This is a genomic window from Bradyrhizobium sp. 141 (assembly GCF_023074055.1).
GTDB lineage: Bacteria > Pseudomonadota > Alphaproteobacteria > Rhizobiales > Xanthobacteraceae > Bradyrhizobium.
The window spans coordinates 1-17655 of sequence record NZ_JADPKR010000107.1 but is presented as its reverse complement, the minus strand read 5'-3'; the positions used below and the strand labels follow the sequence as shown (position 1 = coordinate 17655).

Annotated in this window: 16 protein-coding genes; 7 read left to right on the top strand and 9 right to left on the bottom strand. The window is 63.9% G+C overall.

The genetic code is table 11. The annotated features are described in order from the left end of the window. Positions 1 to 167 precede the first annotated feature (167 nt). Positions 168 to 1301, bottom strand: a complete 1134-nt coding sequence (locus IVA81_RS33715) for a nitronate monooxygenase (RefSeq protein WP_247326305.1) — start codon at positions 1299 to 1301, stop codon at positions 168 to 170. 291 nt (positions 1302 to 1592) lie between these two features. Here IVA81_RS33715 and yghU point away from each other — a divergent pair, with 291 nt between their 5' ends. Further along, positions 1593 to 2468 (top strand): glutathione-dependent disulfide-bond oxidoreductase, encoded by an 876-nt coding sequence (gene yghU / locus IVA81_RS33710; protein WP_247326304.1) that lies wholly within the window; start codon positions 1593 to 1595, stop codon positions 2466 to 2468. A gap of 87 nt (positions 2469 to 2555) precedes the next feature. Here yghU and IVA81_RS40770 read toward each other — a convergent pair whose 3' ends face one another. The 5 genes from IVA81_RS40770 to IVA81_RS33680 all read right to left on the bottom strand — a co-directional run bounded on the left by IVA81_RS40770 (position 2556) and on the right by IVA81_RS33680 (position 7040). After that, positions 2556 to 3281, bottom strand: coding sequence for an N-acetyltransferase (locus IVA81_RS40770; protein ID WP_346659428.1), 726 nt, complete (start codon positions 3279 to 3281; stop codon positions 2556 to 2558). A 20-nt stretch (positions 3282 to 3301) separates the two neighbouring features. Next, the gene (locus tag IVA81_RS33695; protein ID WP_247326303.1) at positions 3302 to 3919 is read right to left on the bottom strand and encodes a flavin reductase family protein; all 618 of its coding nucleotides are present in this window, start codon (positions 3917 to 3919) and stop codon (positions 3302 to 3304) included. Positions 3920 to 4172: 253 nt separating this feature from the next. Next, on the bottom strand, positions 4173 to 5450 hold the full coding sequence (locus IVA81_RS33690) for an acyl-CoA dehydrogenase family protein (protein ID WP_247326302.1): 1278 nt from the start codon (positions 5448 to 5450) through the stop codon (positions 4173 to 4175). Between the two features lie 295 nt (positions 5451 to 5745). Then, positions 5746 to 6129 carry a VOC family protein gene (locus IVA81_RS33685; RefSeq protein ID WP_246926821.1) on the bottom strand — a complete coding sequence of 128 codons (384 nt, stop codon included), beginning with the start codon at positions 6127 to 6129 and terminating at the stop codon, positions 5746 to 5748. Positions 6130 to 6260: 131 nt separating this feature from the next. Continuing rightward, complete coding sequence (locus tag IVA81_RS33680) at positions 6261 to 7040, bottom strand: SDR family oxidoreductase (protein ID WP_247326301.1); 780 nt, start codon at positions 7038 to 7040, stop codon at positions 6261 to 6263. 179 nt (positions 7041 to 7219) lie between these two features. On the opposite strand from IVA81_RS33680, the gene IVA81_RS33675 reads away from it, so the two are divergent. The 3 genes from IVA81_RS33675 to IVA81_RS33665 are packed head-to-tail and all read left to right on the top strand — an operon-like array spanning position 7220 to position 9371. Continuing rightward, a complete protein-coding gene (locus tag IVA81_RS33675) occupies positions 7220 to 8008 on the top strand; it encodes an enoyl-CoA hydratase/isomerase (protein WP_247326300.1) in 789 nt (262 codons plus the stop codon). Next, positions 8005 to 8991 carry a phosphotransferase family protein gene (locus IVA81_RS33670; RefSeq protein ID WP_247326299.1) on the top strand — a complete coding sequence of 329 codons (987 nt, stop codon included), beginning with the start codon at positions 8005 to 8007 and terminating at the stop codon, positions 8989 to 8991. The genes IVA81_RS33675 and IVA81_RS33670 overlap by 4 nt, the downstream gene beginning before the upstream one ends. A 2-nt stretch (positions 8992 to 8993) precedes the next feature. Then, positions 8994 to 9371: a DUF6285 domain-containing protein gene (locus IVA81_RS33665; RefSeq protein WP_247326295.1), complete on the top strand. Its 378-nt coding sequence runs from the start codon at positions 8994 to 8996 to the stop codon at positions 9369 to 9371. Positions 9372 to 9549: 178 nt separating this feature from the next. Here the strand turns inward: IVA81_RS33665 and IVA81_RS33660 are convergent, their stop codons facing one another. Next, positions 9550 to 10329: an enoyl-CoA hydratase-related protein gene (locus IVA81_RS33660; RefSeq protein ID WP_247326292.1), complete on the bottom strand. Its 780-nt coding sequence runs from the start codon at positions 10327 to 10329 to the stop codon at positions 9550 to 9552. A gap of 213 nt (positions 10330 to 10542) precedes the next feature. Between IVA81_RS33660 and IVA81_RS33655 the strand changes: the two genes are divergently transcribed. Continuing rightward, positions 10543 to 11817, top strand: a complete 1275-nt coding sequence (locus IVA81_RS33655) for an acyl-CoA dehydrogenase family protein (RefSeq protein WP_247326290.1) — start codon at positions 10543 to 10545, stop codon at positions 11815 to 11817. 256 nt (positions 11818 to 12073) lie between these two features. Here the strand turns inward: IVA81_RS33655 and IVA81_RS33650 are convergent, their stop codons facing one another. Further along, positions 12074 to 13651: a fatty acid--CoA ligase gene (locus IVA81_RS33650; RefSeq protein ID WP_247326287.1), complete on the bottom strand. Its 1578-nt coding sequence runs from the start codon at positions 13649 to 13651 to the stop codon at positions 12074 to 12076. Positions 13652 to 13906: 255 nt separating this feature from the next. After that, a complete protein-coding gene (locus tag IVA81_RS33645; protein ID WP_247326285.1) occupies positions 13907 to 14779 on the bottom strand; it encodes an SDR family oxidoreductase in 873 nt (290 codons plus the stop codon). Between the two features lie 105 nt (positions 14780 to 14884). On the opposite strand from IVA81_RS33645, the gene IVA81_RS33640 reads away from it, so the two are divergent. Both IVA81_RS33640 and IVA81_RS33635 read left to right on the top strand, forming a co-directional pair. After that, complete coding sequence (locus IVA81_RS33640) at positions 14885 to 15694, top strand: crotonase/enoyl-CoA hydratase family protein (RefSeq protein ID WP_247326284.1); 810 nt, start codon at positions 14885 to 14887, stop codon at positions 15692 to 15694. Between the two features lie 139 nt (positions 15695 to 15833). Beyond that, positions 15834 to 17378 (top strand): acyl-CoA synthetase, encoded by a 1545-nt coding sequence (locus IVA81_RS33635; RefSeq protein WP_247326283.1) that lies wholly within the window; start codon positions 15834 to 15836, stop codon positions 17376 to 17378. The last annotated feature ends 277 nt before the right edge of the window (positions 17379 to 17655 follow it).

Here is a 17655-nt window from a genome sequence, read left to right as displayed (position 1 = left end):
CCTCCATCGACCTTTGAAAGCAGAGAATCATTCGGCTCACCGTTCGGCAAACGGAAACGCGCCAAATCACATAGATTCACAGCCTCTGAGGTGCGAGGCCGGCGGCGCAACGCGCAGTCGGGCGAGCCTCGAAGGATGGGCCGCGAACACCGCTCGGCCACACACCATCACTCCGCCACCAGCGCATTCATGTGCTCGACGGCTTCGGCGAACTCTTCCTTGAACTCCTGCACCACGGCGCCGGCCGACTTCACGCTGTCGATCAGGCCGACGCCCTGGCCGACGAAATAGCTGACGAGATCGCGCGCCTTGGCGTTGCCGCTTGCCGCGGCCCGGTCGATCGAGTTGAAGGCATCGCGGCTGATGATGCTCTGCAGCGGCATCGGCAGCGCGCCCGGGCTGTCCGGCGCGCGGTCCCAGGCATCGGTCCAGACCGAGCGAAGCTGCCGGGCCGGCTTGCCGGTGCGGCCCTTGGAGCGAACGGCATCGCGCGAGGACGCCGCGATCATCTTCTCGCGGAAAATCTCCGTAGTCTCGGCCTCGACGGTGGCCAGCCACACCGAGCCGGTCCAGGCGCCGGCCGCCCCCATCGCCATGCAGGCCGCCATCTGCCGTCCGGTCATGATGCCGCCGGCCGCGAGCACCGGCACGTCGCGGATCTTCTTGATCGCCTTGATCACCTCGGGCACCAGCACCATGGTCGAGACCTCGCCGCAATGCCCGCCGGCCTCGGTGCCCTGCACCACGAGGATGTCGACACCGGCCGCGACCTGGCGCAGCGCGTGCTCCTTGGCGCCGACGAGAGCGGCGACCGGCACGCCGTGTTTCTTGCCCATCTCGATCATCGCCTTCGGCGGCACGCCGAGCGCATTGGCGATCAGCCGGATCGGATGATTGAAGGAGACCTCGAGCAGCTCAAGCGCCGTCTTCCCGTCGAAGGGCTGCGGCTGGTTGGCGTCCACATCAGTCATGGTCAGCTCGATGTCGTACTTCTTGAGGAGATCACGCGTGTAGGTGCGGTGCTCCTGCGGCACGCGCGCTTCAAGGCTCTTCCAGGTGACGTCCTTCTCGCCGGAGGTCGAGATGTTCTCGGGAATGAGCACGTCGATGCCGTAGGGCTTGCCATCGGCGTGATCGTCGATCCATTTCAGCTCGCGTTCGAGCGTATCAGGCGTGTGCACGGTGGCACCCAGCACACCGAAGCCGCCGGCGCGGCTGACAGCGGCGACGACATCGCGGCAATGGCTGAAGGCCAGCAGCGGGAACTCGATGCCCAGCATGTCGCAGATCGGCGATTTCATGGCTCTCTCCCGGCGACCTTCGCGTTGCTGTTGTTGTCGTGGCGAAGCAAGGGTGAACTAGCTCATCCTCGCTGGCGATGCCATGCCGGATTCGACGGAGCATCTTGCGTGTAGACGTCGCGCAATGCGCGAGCCGTTCCTGGTCGCCTATCGGCGGCGTTTAAGATGAAAACAGGCGAGGTCGCATGACCAGCGCCTGAGGCCCGCGCCGAGCGCAGACCGGACAGGCCTTGTCATTCGGCATTTGCGGGCTAATTAATGCAGGCGCATCTTTCCGCCGGAGCCCCTCGCATGACCGACACCCCCGCCTACGTGCCGCCCAAAGTCTGGACCTGGAACAAGGAGAATGGCGGGCAGTTCGCCAGCATCAACCGCCCGATCGCCGGTCCCACCCACGACAAGGAGCTGCCGGTCGGCAAGCATCCCTTCCAGCTCTATTCGCTGGCGACGCCGAACGGGGTGAAGGTCACGGTGATGCTGGAGGAGCTGCTGGCGCTCGGCCACAAGGGCGCCGAATACGACGCCTGGCTGATCAAGATCGGCGACGGCGATCAGTTCGGCAGCGGCTTCGTCGACATCAACCCGAACTCGAAGATTCCGGCGCTGATGGATCGCTCCGGTCCGGAGCCAATCCGGGTGTTCGAGTCCGGCTCGATCCTGTTCTACCTCGCCGAGAAGTTCGGCGCCTTCCTGCCGAAGGACATCAAGACCCGTACCGAGGCGATGTCCTGGCTGTTCTGGCAGATGGGAAGCGCACCCTATCTCGGCGGCGGCTTCGGCCATTTCTACGCCTATGCGCCCACCAAGATCGAATACGCCATCGACCGCTTCGCGATGGAGACCAAGCGCCAGCTCGACGTGCTCGATCGGCGCCTTGCCGACAACGAATATCTCGCGGGCAAGGAGTACACCATCGCTGATATGGCAGTGTGGCCGTGGTACGGCGCGCTCGCCAAGGGGCTGGTCTATGGCGCCGGCGAATTCCTCTCCGTGCAGGACTACAAGAACGTGCAGCGCTGGACCGACCAGATTGCGCAGCGCCCCGCCGTGAAGCGCGGCCGCATGGTCAACCGTGTCTCCGGCGATCCCGCCAGCCAGCTCCACGAACGGCACGACGCGAGCGATTTCGAGACCAGGACGCAGGACAAGCTCGCGCCCGCGACGTAGGTGCGTAGGGCGGATTAGCCGAAGGCGTAATCCGCCATCCCTTGGGGGATTGCTCGGCGGATTACGCTTCGCTAATCCGCCCTACGATCAATCCGGCAGCATCTCGCCGGAGCCGCCGAGCTCCGCCGGCAGGTCGGCATATTTCGGCAAGCCATCCCGGACCGACACCATCTTGCTTGCGTAGTTCGCATGCAGGGCTGGCTGGTGTTGGTATCCCTTCAGCAGATTGGCGTAGACGTCGATCAGCCGCATCCGCGGGTGCTCAGTCATGACGTGGCCGCCGCAGCATTTGCAGAATTTTCGGTAGGAGTGCTCGGTCTTGTTGAACGTCCCGAGCTCCGCCTCGCCCTTGGTGATGCGCACACTGTCCGACTTCCAAAGGCTGAAAGCGTTGATCGGCGCCGCTGACCACGCCTGGCAGTCGGCGCAATGGCAATAGCCTGCAAACATCGGCTTGCCCGTGACCTCGACCTCGACGGCTCCGCAGAAGCAGCCGGCGCGATAGCTCGCCTGCGGCTCGGCCTGCGTATCCCCGGCAGCGACCAAGAGGTCGTTGTAGCTGGGATCCTTGTGCATGAAATTGCGGATGAAATCGCACTCGACGGAGAGCTTGCGCCCCTGTGCCCGCACTGCGTCCAGTGTGGCGCGGCCAAGCTTCGAGCCGATGCCGCGGCCGCCGAGCTCCGGCGGCACCTCGGTGTGCACGAGCGTGATCACGCCGTCGGACTTGCGGTAAGTGACGAATGCGATCGGCCCGTCGACGTCAAGCTCGAACCGGCTGCGTTCTTCGTTGTCGCGAAAGGATTCCGGCATCGTCTCGCTCCTGGGTTCGGCTATTTGGTCTTTGCGCCTTCCGCCGCCGGAAACACGACGCGGTCGTCGGTGCGGCAGTAGCGGTCGGCGAACATGCGGCCGATCGGGTGATAGCGATCCATATGCACCCGCATCGCCTTGTCGTCCCACAGCTCGTCGCGAATGTGGAAGTGGATGCCTTCGCCCATGATCAGGCGGCGATCGTCGTTGACGTCGATCAGCTTCCAGAGCTTGCACTCCATCGCCCAGGGCGTGTCGGCGAGTCGCGGCACCGCGATCTTCGTCGAAGGCGCAAGCTTGAGGCCGAGATAGTCGGGCTCGCCGATGTCAGGTGGAAAATCGCCGCTGCTCTCGTGCATCGCGCGCGCCAGCGGCTCGTCCGCCAGGTTGACCACGAACTCGCCGGTGCGCTGGATATTGAGGAAGGTGTCCTTGTCCTCACCATCAGGCTTCCGGTTCGCCGCGAACATGCAGAGTGGCGGGTCCTCGCAGAACGCGTTGAAGAAGCTGAACGGGGCGGCGTTGACCACGCCGGTCGGCCCGAGCGTGGTCACCCACGCGATCGGCCGCGGCAGGATGAAGGACGTCAGCACCTTGTAGCGCTCGCGTGGCGTGAGGTCGCTGGCGGCGTAGTCCATGGGGGCTCCTGCAAGGGGGAGGTCTCGTAGGGTGGGCAAAGCGACTTGTCCGCCGTAGCCGCAGAGCGAAGGCGGAAGCGTGCCCACCACTTCTTTGATGGTGGGCACGGCGTAAGTGCGCTTTTGCCCACCCTACAGCACTTCCGTCGCACGACCTTCGTAGGGCGGATTAGCCGAAGGCGTAATCCGCCACTTTTCATGCCATAGGCGTTCGGCGGATTACGCTTCGCTAATCCGCCCTACGACATCTCGATCACGCCATGCTCAGCTCGTGGCGTCCGACCACCATCCAGTGCACCTCGTCCGGACCGTCCGCAAAGCGCAGATGGCGGACGTCCTGGTACATCTCGGCCAGCGGGGTCCAGTGCGAGATGCCGGTGGCGCCGTGCATCTGGATGGCCTGGTCGATGATCTTGCAGGCGCGCTCGGGCACCATGGCCTTGACCATGGAGACCCAGACGCGGGCCTCCTTGTTGCCGAGCACATCCATCGCCTTGGCCGCCTTCAGCACCATCAGCCGCATCGCCTCGATCTCGCAGCGGGCCTGGGCGATGATCTGCATGTTGCCGCCGAGATGGGCGATCTTCTTGCCGAAGGCTTCGCGGGTGAGGCCACGCTGCACCATCAAATCGAGCGCCTTCTCGGCCTTGCCGATGGTGCGCATGCAGTGATGGATGCGGCCCGGCCCGAGGCGGAGCTGCGAGATCTCGAAGCCGCGGCCTTCACCGAGCAGGATGTTCTCCTTGGGGACTCGAACGTTGTTGAAGCGCATGTGCATGTGGCCGCGCGGGGCGTGGTCCTGGCCGAACACATACATGGGGCCGAGCACCTCGACGCCGGGCGTGTCGCGCGGCACCAGGATCTGCGACTGCTGCTTGCTCGGCGCCGCATCCGGATTCGTCTTGACCATCACGATCAGGATCTTGCAGCGGGGATCGCCGACGCCGGAGATGTAGTACTTCTCGCCATTGATGACCCATTCGTCGCCGACGAGCTTTGCCATCGTCGAGATGTTCTTGGCGTCGGAGGAGGCGACGTTCGGCTCTGTCATGACATAGGCCGATCGGATCTCGCCGTTGAGTAGCGGCTTCAGCCACTTCTCCTTCTGCTCCTTGGTGCCGACGCGCTCCAGCACTTCCATGTTGCCAGTGTCCGGCGCCGAGCAGTTCATGCTCTCCGAAGCCAGTGGGCTCTTGCCCAGCTCGGATGCGATATAGGCGTAGTCGAGATTCTTCAGGCCCTGGCCGGTCTCGTCATCCGGCAGGAAGAAGTTCCAGAGACCTTCCTGCTTGGCCTTGTTCTTGGCCTTCTCCAGTACCTCGAGCTGCTTCGGCGTGAAGCTCCAGCGGTCTTCCTTGGTCTCGCCGGCCTTGGCGAACTCGATCGACATCGGCTCGACGGTGTCGCGGATAAATTTCTTGACGTGATCGTAGAGTGGCCGGACTTGGTCCGACATGCGCAAGTCGTTGAGCTCGTCGCCGGGATTGAGGGTGTAGTTGGTGGTGCGGGGAATGTAGGTGTGTTTTGTCATTGTTCCTCCCGGGACGCTGAGATCGTTCTGGGCGCAAGAATAGTCGCAGCGCGGCCAAAGTGCGAGCGCGCATTTTTCACGCGGAGCCATGCCATGCGATGGAATATCGCGAAGGCGTTTGAAATGTTGTTTGAATGGGATGGGGAGGCGGCAGGCACGCGCCTCACTCTCCGCTGTCATCGCCCGGCGAAGACCGGGCGATCCAGTATTCCAGAGACCGTACTGATTGGGCCGAGAAGCCGCGGCGTACTAGATGCCCCGGTCAAGCCGGGCATGACAGTGTGGCTGGGGTACGCTAGTTCGGCATCCGATGCATCGCGCAGATCTTGTTGCCGTCGAGGTCGCGCAAATAGGCGAGATACATCTTGCCGGCCGCGCCGCCATCGCGGATGCCCGGTGGATTCTCACAGGTCTTGCCGCCGGCCGCGAGACCGGCCGCGTGCCAGGCTTCGACTTGCTCGGGCGAGCTGCACGCAAAGCCGATCGTGCCGCCGTTCGCGCAGGTCGCCGGCTCACCGTTGATCGGCTTCGACACCGAGAACACGCCAGTCTTGGTGATGTAGAAGATGCGGTGGCCGTCGACCCTGGCCGGCCGCACCTCGAGCGTGCTCAGCAGGTTGTCGTAGAATGATTTGGCCTTGTCGAGATCGTTGGTGCCGATCATCACGTGCGAGAACATTTGCCCATTCCCTTCTGCGCTTACAATACAAGGAGCCGTAGGGTGGGCAAAGCGCAGCGTGCCCACCACGACATTGGAAAATGCCTCTGGTGGGCACGGCGCAAGGGCGCCTTTGCCCACCCTACAAGTCATCAAAACGCGGTATAGCCACCATCGATCACGAACGTATCCGCCGTGTGATAGGACGACGCCTTGCTCATCAGATAGACGGCGATGCCGCCGAAATCGCTTGCCTCGCCGAAGCGCCGCACCGGAATGCGCGGCATCACGTTGGCGACGAACTTCTCGTTGGCCATAAGCCCTGATGTCATGTCGCTCTTGATCCAGCCGGGCAGGATCGCATTGGCGGTGACGCCGTGGCGCGCCAGCTCGACGCCGAGCGCGCGCACCAGCGCGTTGATCGCGGCCTTGGTTGCAGCATAATGCTCGTTGCGCGCGGTGCCGAAGATCGAGGCCAGGCTCGAGGTCGCGACCAGCCGGCCGAAGGGATCGCCGGCGTTGGCGCGATCGGTCATGTGGCGCGCGGCGGCCTGGAACGCGTGGAATACGCCGTCGAGATTGGTCGAAAACATCGTTCGCCATTCTTCCTCGGTGCGCTCGATGAAGGAACGCCGGCCGCCGCCGCCGATGCCGGCATTGGCGAAGCAGCCGTCGACCCGGCCGAAAATATCGAGCGTCGCCTTCATCGCCGAGTTGACTGAGGCTGGGTCGGTGACGTCACAAACGCGGCTATCGACCTTGCCTGATAGCCCCGCCATGCTCGCGGCAGCAGCCTTGTTCTTGTCAGCATTACGGCCCCAGATCGAGACGTTGCAGCCTTGGCCCGCGAGCGCCTGCGCGATGCCGAGGCCGATGCCGCCATTGCCTCCGGTGATGACGGCCACGCGGCCGGAGAGGTCGAAAATGTTCATGGCGCGTTTCCTGTTTTTGGCAAGTCTTCTTGATGTGCGGCGCATCAGCCGCTGCGCGCAAGATTGCTTGCTATGCTCTGATCACCATGGACAAGACCGCGCCAAAAATCAAATATGCGCCCCGGCAAAACGAATTCCGGTCTGCGAAACTGACGCGGGCCGCAACTGACGAGGAAACCATGCAGTTCAAACACGTCACGCTCGATTTCGATGGCTCGGTCGCGATCCTCAAGCTCGACCATCAGGAGGTGATGAACGCGGTCTCCGTGGACATGCTCGGGGGTCTTGCCGAAGCGCTCGACGCGATCGAGGAGAAGAAGGACGAGGTCCGCTGCGTCGTACTGACGGGCGCGGGGCGGGCGTTCTGCACCGGCGCGAACCTTCAGGGCCGCAACGACCAGTCGAAGAAGACCAAGGCCGGCCTGACGCTCGAGACCGGCTTTCATCCCTTCCTGCGCCGCATCCGCAATTTGCATTGCCCGATCGTGACCGCGGTCAACGGTCCGGCGGCGGGCGCCGGCATGAGCTTCGCGCTGCTCGGTGACTTGATCCTGTGCGCGCGTTCCTCTTACTTCCTTCAGGCCTTCCGTCGCATCGGCCTCGTGCCGGATTGCGGCTCGACCTGGCTGTTGCCGCGCCTCATCGGTCGGGCGCGCTCGATCGAGTTGTCGCTAATGGGCGAGCGGCTACCGGCCGAGAAGGCGCTGGAATGGGGCCTTGTCAACCGCGTCTACGATGACGGCGTGCTGATGGAGGAGGCGATGAAGCTCGCGCGCGACCTCGCCAGCGGCCCGACGGTCGCGCTGTCGCTGATCCGCAAGCTCTATTGGGACAGCCCCGAAAACTCCTTCGAGGACCAGCTCAACCTCGAATTCCAGTGCCAGCTCCGTGCCGGCGACACCCAGGATTTCCGCGAGGGCGTCGGCGCATTCCTGGAGAAGCGACCCGCGCAGTTCAAAGGCAAATGATCGAGCCTCAACTCGGACGTATCGTTGGCTCCTGGTACGCGGGCGCTATTGGGGTAGCCAATTCTAAGAGGCTCTCCGGTGGCGCGAGCCAGGAGACATGGTCGTTCGATATCATGCAGCCCCATGGTTTGGTGGGAGCGATCCTACGCCGTTCTCCTAAGGGATATGGCGCAGCACCGACGCGGGCGGCAGGTCTAGCGGCCGAGGCGAAGCTGATGCAGCTCGCATTCGAAGCCGGCATCCCGTCACCGCGTGTGCTGTACGTGTTGAGACCGGAAGACGATCTCGGAACGGGCTTCATTATGCAGCGGGTCGAGGGCGAAACTATCGCGCGCAAGATCCTGCGCGATAACGAGTTCGCCGCGGCGCGGCCGCATCTCGCGCGGCAGATCGGCGGCATTCTTGCCGGCCTGCATCGGCTGCCCCAGGACAAACTGCCAAAACTGCGCAGTAGGTCGGCGACCCAGGAGATCGCCGAGTTCGAGCGCGACTATCGTAGCCTGAACTGGCCGAAGCCGGTGTTCGAGCTGGCGCTGCGCTGGCTGCGCGACCACGATCCCGGCCCCTCGGCGGAGGAAACGCTGGTGCATGGCGATTTCCGCAATGGCAATCTCATCATCGGCGCCGACGGTGTCCGCGCCGTGCTCGACTGGGAGCTCGCCCATCTCGGCGACCCCATGGAGGATCTCGGCTGGGTCTGCGTCAATTCCTGGCGTTTCGGCGAGATCGACAAGCCGGTCGGCGGCTTCGGCTCGCGCGAGGAGCTGTTCGCAGGCTATGAGGCTGCCGGCCGCAAGGTCGATCCGGCGCGCGTGAAATTCTGGGAAGTGATGGGCACGCTGCGCTGGGGCATCATGTGCGGCGGCATGATGCAGCGATTCCGCGAGGGCCCGGATCATTCCATGGAACGCGCGATGATCGGCCGCCGTGCGTCCGAGACCGAAATCGATTTGTTGCGGCTATTGGCGCCGCGCGGGAGCTGACCATGCAGGACGAGCCGACACCGGTCGAGCTGACCCAATCGGTCGCCGACTTCCTCCGGAGCGACATCACGCCGCTGATCTCAGGCCACCAGGCCTTCAAGCTGCGCGTTGCCATCAACATCCTCGACCTCGTGACGCGGCAGTTGACGCAGGAAGAGGGGACTGATGCCAAGGAGGTGGAACGCCTCCGTGCGCTGCTCGGCATGGACGGCTCCGTCACCGAGCTCAATCGCGCGCTGGCGGAACGTATCGCCAAGGGCGAGGCTGACCTCGCAACGCCGGGCCTCTCCGAGCACCTCTGGGCGACCACGATGGATAAGCTCGCCGTCGATCAGCCGAATTATGCTTCGTACAAGCGGGAGCTGGGGCGAGGCGGGTAGGATGGGTAGAGCGTAGCGAAACCCATCCTACGCACTCGCAATAACGCTGTTGAGACAACCGCGCCTCTCTCTCCGCATCGTCATGCCCGGGCTTGTCCCGGGCATCCACGCTCTTCGTGCGTTGCCTCAAGACGTGGATGGCCGGACAAGCCCGGCCATGACGGGTGTCGAGAAAGCGCTACTTCCCCACCCATTTCGGCGGCCGCTTCTCCGAGAACGCCTTCGGTCCCTCGATGTAGTCCTGCGATGCGGCCATCGCCTTCACCGCCGGATACTCGCGCTGTTCCTCGATCGCCTGTTCCAGCGACACGCCAAGCCCCCTCTGGATGGCCTGCTTCGAGGCCCGGATCGACATCGGCGAATTCTTGGTGATCATCTCGGCCCAGCGCAGCGCGGCGGTGAGTGCTTCGCCCTGCGGCACCACCTCGTTGACGAAGCCGAGCTCAAGACCTTCCTTGGCGCTGACATGGCGCGCGGTCAGGATCATGCCCATGGCGCGCTTCAGCCCGATCTGGCGCGGCAGCCGGTGCAGGCCGCCGGCGAGTGCGGCGAGGCCAACGCGCGGTTCGGGCAGGGCGAAGGTCGCATTCTCCGCGGCGATGATCAGATCGCAGGCGAGCGCGATCTCGAAGCCGCCACCCATCGCGACGCCGTTCACGGCCGCGATGATCGGCTTGTCGCAGTCGAAGCGCGCGGTGAGGCCGGCAAAGCCGCCCTTGTCCCAGCCGCGTTTTCCCCCCGCCGCCTGCCACTTCAGATCGTTGCCGGCGCAAAACGCCTTGTCGCCGCTGCCCGTGACGACCGCGATCCACTGCTCGGGATCCGCGGAGAAATCGTCGAACACCTTTTGCAGTTCGAAATGCGCATCGGTGTGCAGCGCGTTGTAGACCTCAGGGCGCGACAGCGTCACGATCGTGATCGGCCCCTTGCGTTCCACCTTGGAAAATTTCAGCTCCATCGCGCGCTCCCGCATTTTCTTGTGAAGGAATATTGGCCGCATAGTAGCGCGCCTCAGTGCTTGAGCACCATCGAATTGCGCTGGTGCGCCTTGCGCACTCGGCACGTCTCGCTTTGCTTGACTTGCGCGAGCTCTTCTCCGCTTAATCATGCGAAGCAAGAATGCGTCTAGCGCCTTAACGCAAAACGATAAAATCATTCCGGGAGAGAACCCTTGGATTTCTCATTGCCTGCCGATCTCGTCGCCTACCTCGGAGAGCTCGACCGTTTCATCGAACGCGAGATCAAGCCGCTGGAAGAAGCCGACGACAACATTCGCTTCTTCGATCACCGCCGCGAATGGGCGCGCACCGATTTCGAAAACGGTGGTCTGCCGCGGCACGAATGGGAAGCGCTGCTGCGCAAGGCGAAGGACCTCGCCGACGCCGCCGGACATTTGCGCTTTCCGGTGCCGAAGCAATATGGCGGCAAGAACGGCTCCAACCTCTGGATGGCCGTGATCCGCGAGCATTTTGCCGCCAAGGGTCTCGGCCTGCACAACGACCTTCAGAACGAGCATTCGATCGTCGGCAATTTCCCCGTCGTCACCATGCTCGACCGCTACGGCCGCGACGACCAGAAGGCAATGATCGACGGCTCGATCAAGGGCAAGTACCGCATCACCTTTGGCCTGACCGAGCCGCATCACGGCTCGGACGCGACCCACATGGAGACGCGCGCGGTGCCCGCGACCCGCGACAACGTCAAGGGCTGGATCATCAACGGCGAGAAGATGTGGACCACCGGCATGCACGTCGCCACGCACTGCGCGCTGTTCGCGCGCACCTCAGGGAATGACGGCGATGCCCGTGGCATCACCTGCTTCCTGGTGCCGGCCAAGAGCCATGGTGTGAAGGTCGAGGAGTACATGTGGACCTTCAACATGCCGACCGACCATCCCCGCGTCAGCTTCACCGACGTGTTCGTGTCCGAGGACGCGCTGTTCGGCGAGGTCGGCCGCGGCCTGTCCTTGGCGCAGTGCTTCGTGCACCAGAACCGCATCCGCCAGGCCGCAAGCTCGCTCGGCGCCGCCGTTTACTGCATCAATGAGAGCGTCAAATACGCGCGTGAGCGAAAACCGTTCGGGAAAGCGCTCGCGGAGAACCAGGCGATCCAGTTCCCGCTGGTCGAGCTCGCGACGCAAGCCGAGATGCTGCGCCTGCTGATCCGCAAGACCGCCTGGGAGATGGACCAGCTCACCGAGGAGCAGATCGAGCGCACGCTCTCCGATCGCGTCTCCATGTGCAACTATTGGGCAAACCGCCTCTGCTGCGAATCCGCCGACCGCGCCATGCAGGTCCATGGCGGCATGGGCTATTCACGCCACAAACCGTTCGAGCACATCTACCGCCACCACCGCCGCTACCGCATCACCGAAGGCAGCGAGGAGATCCAGATGCGCAAGGTGGCGGGATTCCTGTTCGGCTATATGGGGCCGGGGAAGCATTGAGGCTTGCACCGCTCCCGTAGGGTGGGCAAAGCGGAGCGTGCCCACCACCTCTCTCGTAATCGAAGACTCGTGGGCACGGCGCAAGAGCGCCTTTGCCCACCCTACGGTACCGCGTCTTGCGGAAACAGTCCGGATTGCTTCGTCGCAAGCGCTCCTCGCAATGACGGTGGAGGGAGGCGCGCTTCTGCTTCCACACCGTCATTGCGAGCGCAGCGAAGCAATCCAGAAATGTCACCACGGAAGGATTCTGGAATAATCAATTCACCCGCCGATCCTTCCCCGCCCAATACGGCTCGCGCAGCTGTCGCCGCAAGATCTTGCCGCTCGGGTTCCTCGGCAGCGCCGGCAGGAACTCCACGCTCTTCGGTGTCTTGAAGCCGGCGATGCGTTCGCGGGTGAAGTTGATGATGTCGGTCGCGCTCGCCTGCTTGCCCGGCTTCATCACCACGACGGCTTTCACCGCCTCGCCCCATTTGTCGTCGGGCACGCCGATCACCGCGGCTTCCGCCACATCTGGATGATCGCACAGCGCGCTCTCGACCTCGGCGGGGTAGATGTTCTCGCCGCCGGAGATGATCATGTCCTTGATACGGTCGTGGATGTAGAGGTAGCCGTGCTCGTCCATGTAACCGGCATCGCCGGTGCGCAACCAGCCGTCACTGCGCAGCGTCGATGCAGTCGCCTCCGGCAGGTTCCAATAGCCGGCCATGTTCGAGCCCGAGCGCGTCGCGATCTCGCCGACTTGCCGCGGCGGCAGCGGCTTGCCGTCCGCATCCAAAATCGCGATTTCAACGCCTGGCAGCGCCTTGCCCGCCGAGCGCATCCGCTCCAGCCCCTCGACGTGATCCTCCGGCGGCAGCGCCACGATGGTGCCCGTCGTTTCCGTCATCCCATACAGCTGCACGAAGCCGCATTTGAAGACCTCGATGCACTCCTTCAGCAGCGCCGCCGGAATAGGCGAGGCGCCATAGAGCATGTATTTCAGCCGCGAGAAATCGACCGTTCTGGCGCGCGGCTGCCGCACCACGAACTGCATCGCCGCCGGCACCATGAACAGTTTTGTGATGCCTGATAGCTCGAAGAAATCCAGCACCTTGGTCGGATCGAATTCGCGCGCTATCACGCCGCGGGCGCCGTGATAGAGGCCCATCACGCCCCAGCCCGAGCCGCCGATATGGAAGACCGGCATGGCCACCAGCGATACGTCGTCGGTCGACCACCGGTTCCACTCCGGCTTGTCCTCGGCATTGCCGGATTGCACGAGGTTGAGGAAGTTCGCATGCGACAGCATCGCGCCCTTCGGCTTGCCCGTGGTGCCGGATGTGTAGAGCTGGATCGCGATGTCGCGGCTGTCGGTCGGCAGCTTCGGATCGTCGCCGCTCTGCGCATCGCGCCAAGCCGCAAAATCCTGCCACTCCGGCGCGCCGCCCTCGGTCGTGATGATCGTGCGCACGCCCGGCAGCTGGTCCTTGATCTGGCGGACCTGTGTGATGAACTCCGGCCCTGCGAATAGCACCGGCGCCTTGCAGTCTTCGACGATGAAAGCAACTTCCGGCCCCGCGAGCCGCCAGTTCACCGGCGCCATCACGACGCCGGCTTTCATCGCGCCCATCAGCAGCTCGAAATAGAGGTCGCTGTTCTTGCCGAGATAGGCGATGCGGTCGCCCTTCTTCACGCCCATCGCAATCAACGCATTGGCGACCTTGTTGGTCTTGGCGTCGAATTCGGCAAAGCTGGTGACGCGGCCCTCGAACTCATAGGCGGTGGCGTTGCCGCGGCTCGTCGCCCGCTCGCGCACCATGTCGGCGAGGTTCGCCAATGGCTGTGTGGACATGTTTCTCCCGTGGCGTCTTGTTTTTATGCCTGGGAGTGTGGCGTCATCCGCGGGTGAAGACAAGGTGGAGAGGAGAATCGATGGTTCCGTGTCCCGGACGCGCTGCAGCGCTTGCGCTGCTGCGCAGAGCCGGGATCCATTCTTCTGTGTCCGCGAAGCGTGCTAGGTCCCGGCTCAGCAGCGCACCACGCCGTGCCGGACGATGCTTCGCATCGCCGGGGGCGCGCTGCACTGCGTCCGGGGCACGAGAGAGCATCACCCCCGCTTCGCCCGGTCCTTCTCGTTCTGCGCCATGATGCTCTCGCGCGCGGTCTTCCAGTCGTCGTCGCTCCAGTCCCGGAGCTGGTAGAAATTGCCGCCCATGGCCAGCGCCTGCGCGCCGTCCATGGCGATGGTCTCGCCGGAGATCCAGTCGCAGCCGCCGGAGATCAGGAACACCGCGACGTTCTGCAATTCCTCCATGGTGCCGACGCGGCCCATCGGGTTCATCGCCTTGGTGCGCGCGCCGGCCTCGTCGCCGGGCTTGATGCGCTTGCTCATGCCCTCAGTCGGGATTTCGCCGGGCGCGATGGTGTTGAGGCGGATGCCATATCGGCCCCATTCGGCTGCAAGTGACATCGTCATGGCATGGATCGCCGACTTGCTCATCGCCGACGGGACGACGTAAGGCGAGCCGTTGCGCACCCACGTCGTGGTGATCGACACCACGTTGCCGGGCTGCTTCAACGCGATCCAGCGCTTGCCGATCGCCTGCGTCACGTAGAACGTGCCGTGCATGACGATGTTGGCGACGGCGTCGAAGCCGCGCGGCGACAGCTCCTCGCTGCGCGAGATGAAATTACCGGCCGCATTGTTGATGAGATCGGTCAGGGGCGCGTCGCGGAAGATGGTCTCCACCATCTCCTCGACCGCGAGCGCGTTGCGGATGTCGACGCCGTGGCTGGTGACGCGGCCGCCATACTCGGCCATCAGCTCGGTCGCGGTCTCGTCGCACACGATCTTGCGCCGGCCGCAGATGTGCACTTCGGCGCCGAGCTGGAGGAAGCGCGCCGCCATCGACTTGCCGAGACCCGTGCCTCCGCCGGTCACGAGAATGCGCCGGCCGGCCAGAAGATTTTCCTTGAACATGGTTGTTTCCCCCGTAGGGATTGTCAGTTAATTGGTCGATTGACTAAATCCGGCTACCAGCGTCCTGTAAAGCGGCACTGAACAAGAACAGGGGAGAATTCGTCCATGGAAGAGCGCGTCTCGATCTCGATCTCGGAAGGCGTCGCCGACGTGCGGCTGGTGCGCGCGGACAAGATGAATGCGCTGGACCAGGCGATGTTCGAGGCCCTTGTCGCCGCAACCGACCGGCTTTCGAAGGAAAAAGGCGTGCGCGTGGTCGTGCTGTCGGGCGAAGGCCGCGCCTTCTGCGCCGGGCTCGACATGGGGCGTTTTGCCGCCATGAAGGAAAAGGGCGGCAACGGAATTCCGGGTGGCGAAAATCGCGATCTCACCAAGCGGACGCACGGCCAGGCCAACTTCCCGCAACAGGCGGTGTGGGGCTGGCGCCAGCTGCCGGTGCCTGTGATCGCGGCCGTGCATGGCGTTGCCTTCGGCGGTGGCTTCCAGCTCTCACTCGGCGCCGACATGCGCTTTCTTTCGGCGGACGCGCGGATGTCGGTGATGGAGATCAAATGGGGCCTCATCCCTGATATGGCGGGCACGCCGATCCTGGCTTCGCTCGTGCGCGACGATATCTTGCGCGATCTCACCTACACCGGCCGCATCTTCTCCGCGCAGGAGGCGATGACGTACGGCCTCGCCACGCGCATCTGCGACGACCCGCGCGCAAGCGCCCTCGAAGTCGCGCGCGAGATCGCCGGCAAGAGCCCGGATGCGATTCGTGCGGCAAAACGTCTGCTCAACAATCTCTCGGTCGATCCGGGTCCGGCACTCCTCGCGGAGTCGGTCGAGCAGCAGAAGCTGATCGGCAGCGCGAACCAGACCGAGGCGGTGAGATCGAATTTGGAGAAGCGCGCAGCGAAGTATGTGGATTGATTGCCTCTCCGTCATGGCCGGGCTTGTCCCGGCCATCCACGTTCTTGATCCAGGCGACGGTGAAGGACGTGGATCACCGGGACAAGCCCGGTGATGACGACTAACTGGCACCGTCGTTGAACAACAAAGAAAAACAAAAATGAGCGAAACGTCCGACTTCCTCGGCATCGTCTCCGGCGACCGCCGACGCACCCACACTGAAATCGCAGCCCGCGCCGACCGCATCGCCGCCGGCCTCGCCAAGATCGGCGTCAAGCCAGGCGATTGCGTCTGCATGCTGATGCGCAACGACATCGCCTTTCTGGAAGCCGCCTATGCCGCGATGCGGCTCGGGGCCTATGGCGTGCCGATCAACTGGCACTTCAAGCCGGAGGAGATCAGCTACATCCTGGGCGATACCGGCACGTCCGTGCTGATCGGTCATGCCGACATGCTGCACGCCTTGCGTGATGCGATTCCGAAGGGCGTCACCGTGCTGAGCGTGCCGACGCCGCCGGAGATCCTGTCCAACTACAGGATCGATCCCAATCATCTGGCGACGCCTGGCTTCGCGATCGATTTCGAATCCTGGCTCGCGCAATTCCAGCCCTATGACGGCCCAATCGTGCCGCAGCCGATGAACATGATCTACACCTCGGGGACAACAGGCCATCCCAAGGGTGTCCGCCGCCACGCGCCGACGCCGGATCAGCAAGCCGCCGGCGAGCGCATGCGCGCGATGATCTATGGGCTGAAGCCCGGCGCCCGCGCGATCCTGCCGGGACCGCTCTATCATTCCGCGCCGAACTCGTTCGGCATCCGCGCCGGCAAGCTCGGCGGCGCGCTCGTCCTCATGCCGCGCTTCGAGGCCGAAGAATTCCTGGAGCTGATCGAGCGCTTTCAGATCGACACCATCTTCATGGTGCCGACCATGTTCATCCGCCTGATGAAGCTGCCGGAGGAGGTGCGCAGGAAATACGACGTCTCTTCGCTGCGCCACGTCATCCATGCCGCCGCGCCCTGTCCGGCGGAGGTCAAGCGCGCCATGATCGAGTGGTGGGGGCCGGTGATCTACGAATTCTATGGCTCGACCGAATCCAGCGCCGTCACCTTCGCCACCTCCGAAGACGCGCTGAGAAAGCCGGGCACCGTCGGCAAGATTTCGCCCGGCGCGGAGCTGCGCTTCCTCAGTGAAGACGGCCGCGTGCTGCCGGCCGGAGAGATCGGCGAGATCTATTCCCGCATGGCCGAACTGGCCGATTTCACCTATCACAACAAGCCGGAGAAGCGCGCCGAGATCGATCGCGACGGCTTCATCACCTCCGGCGATGTCGGCTATATCGACGAGGACGGTTATGTCTTCATCTGCGACCGCAAGCGCGACATGGTGATCTCGGGCGGCGTCAACATCTATCCGGCCGAGATCGAGTCGGTGCTGCACGCGGTGCCAGGTGTGCATGATTGCGCCGTGTTCGGCATCCCCGACGCCGAGTTCGGCGAGGCGCTGATGGCCGTGGTCGAGCCGCAAGCCGGCGTTACGCTCGATGCCGCCGACGTCCGCGCCCGGTTGAAGACCTCGCTCGCCGATTACAAGGTACCCAAGCACATCGAGATCCGCGCCGGCCTGCCGCGCGAAGACTCCGGAAAAATCTTCAAGCGCCGCCTGCGCGATCCCTATTGGGAGCAGGCGGGGCGGAAGATCTGAGGAGGTGCCGTAGGGTGGGCAAAGCGGAAGCGTGCCCACCAGATCTCGCTTACGGAGACAGATCGTGGGCACGGCGCAAACGCGCCTTTGCCCACCCTACGAGTCCGTAGCCCGGATGAAGCGCAGCGCAATCCGGGGACGGTGCTTGCGTCAAAAGACCCCGGATTTCGCTGCGCTTCATCCGGGCTTCTGTAACGGGCCTTGGTTAGTCAATCCCTTTTTGCGTCATCCACTCGCTGGGCACTTGCTTCTGTACGGGATCGGCGCGGTGGCCGTC

Bases quoted from the DNA above. Each gene is read 5' to 3' on its own strand.
- IVA81_RS33715 (WP_247326305.1), bottom strand. From the start codon at position 1,301: ATGAAATCGCCGATCTGCGACATGCTGGGCATCGAGTTCCCGCTGCTG.
- yghU (WP_247326304.1), top strand. From the start codon at position 1,593: ATGACCGACACCCCCGCCTACGTGCCGCCCAAAGTCTGGACCTGGAAC.
- IVA81_RS40770 (WP_346659428.1), bottom strand. From the start codon at position 3,281: ATGCCGGAATCCTTTCGCGACAACGAAGAACGCAGCCGGTTCGAGCTT.
- IVA81_RS33695 (WP_247326303.1), bottom strand. From the start codon at position 3,919: ATGGACTACGCCGCCAGCGACCTCACGCCACGCGAGCGCTACAAGGTG.
- IVA81_RS33690 (WP_247326302.1), bottom strand. From the start codon at position 5,450: ATGACAAAACACACCTACATTCCCCGCACCACCAACTACACCCTCAAT.
- IVA81_RS33685 (WP_246926821.1), bottom strand. From the start codon at position 6,129: ATGTTCTCGCACGTGATGATCGGCACCAACGATCTCGACAAGGCCAAA.
- IVA81_RS33680 (WP_247326301.1), bottom strand. From the start codon at position 7,040: ATGAACATTTTCGACCTCTCCGGCCGCGTGGCCGTCATCACCGGAGGC.
- IVA81_RS33675 (WP_247326300.1), top strand. From the start codon at position 7,220: ATGCAGTTCAAACACGTCACGCTCGATTTCGATGGCTCGGTCGCGATC.
- IVA81_RS33670 (WP_247326299.1), top strand. From the start codon at position 8,005: ATGATCGAGCCTCAACTCGGACGTATCGTTGGCTCCTGGTACGCGGGC.
- IVA81_RS33665 (WP_247326295.1), top strand. From the start codon at position 8,994: ATGCAGGACGAGCCGACACCGGTCGAGCTGACCCAATCGGTCGCCGAC.
- IVA81_RS33660 (WP_247326292.1), bottom strand. From the start codon at position 10,329: ATGGAGCTGAAATTTTCCAAGGTGGAACGCAAGGGGCCGATCACGATC.
- IVA81_RS33650 (WP_247326287.1), bottom strand. From the start codon at position 13,651: ATGTCCACACAGCCATTGGCGAACCTCGCCGACATGGTGCGCGAGCGG.
- IVA81_RS33645 (WP_247326285.1), bottom strand. From the start codon at position 14,779: ATGTTCAAGGAAAATCTTCTGGCCGGCCGGCGCATTCTCGTGACCGGC.
- IVA81_RS33640 (WP_247326284.1), top strand. From the start codon at position 14,885: ATGGAAGAGCGCGTCTCGATCTCGATCTCGGAAGGCGTCGCCGACGTG.
- IVA81_RS33635 (WP_247326283.1), top strand. From the start codon at position 15,834: ATGAGCGAAACGTCCGACTTCCTCGGCATCGTCTCCGGCGACCGCCGA.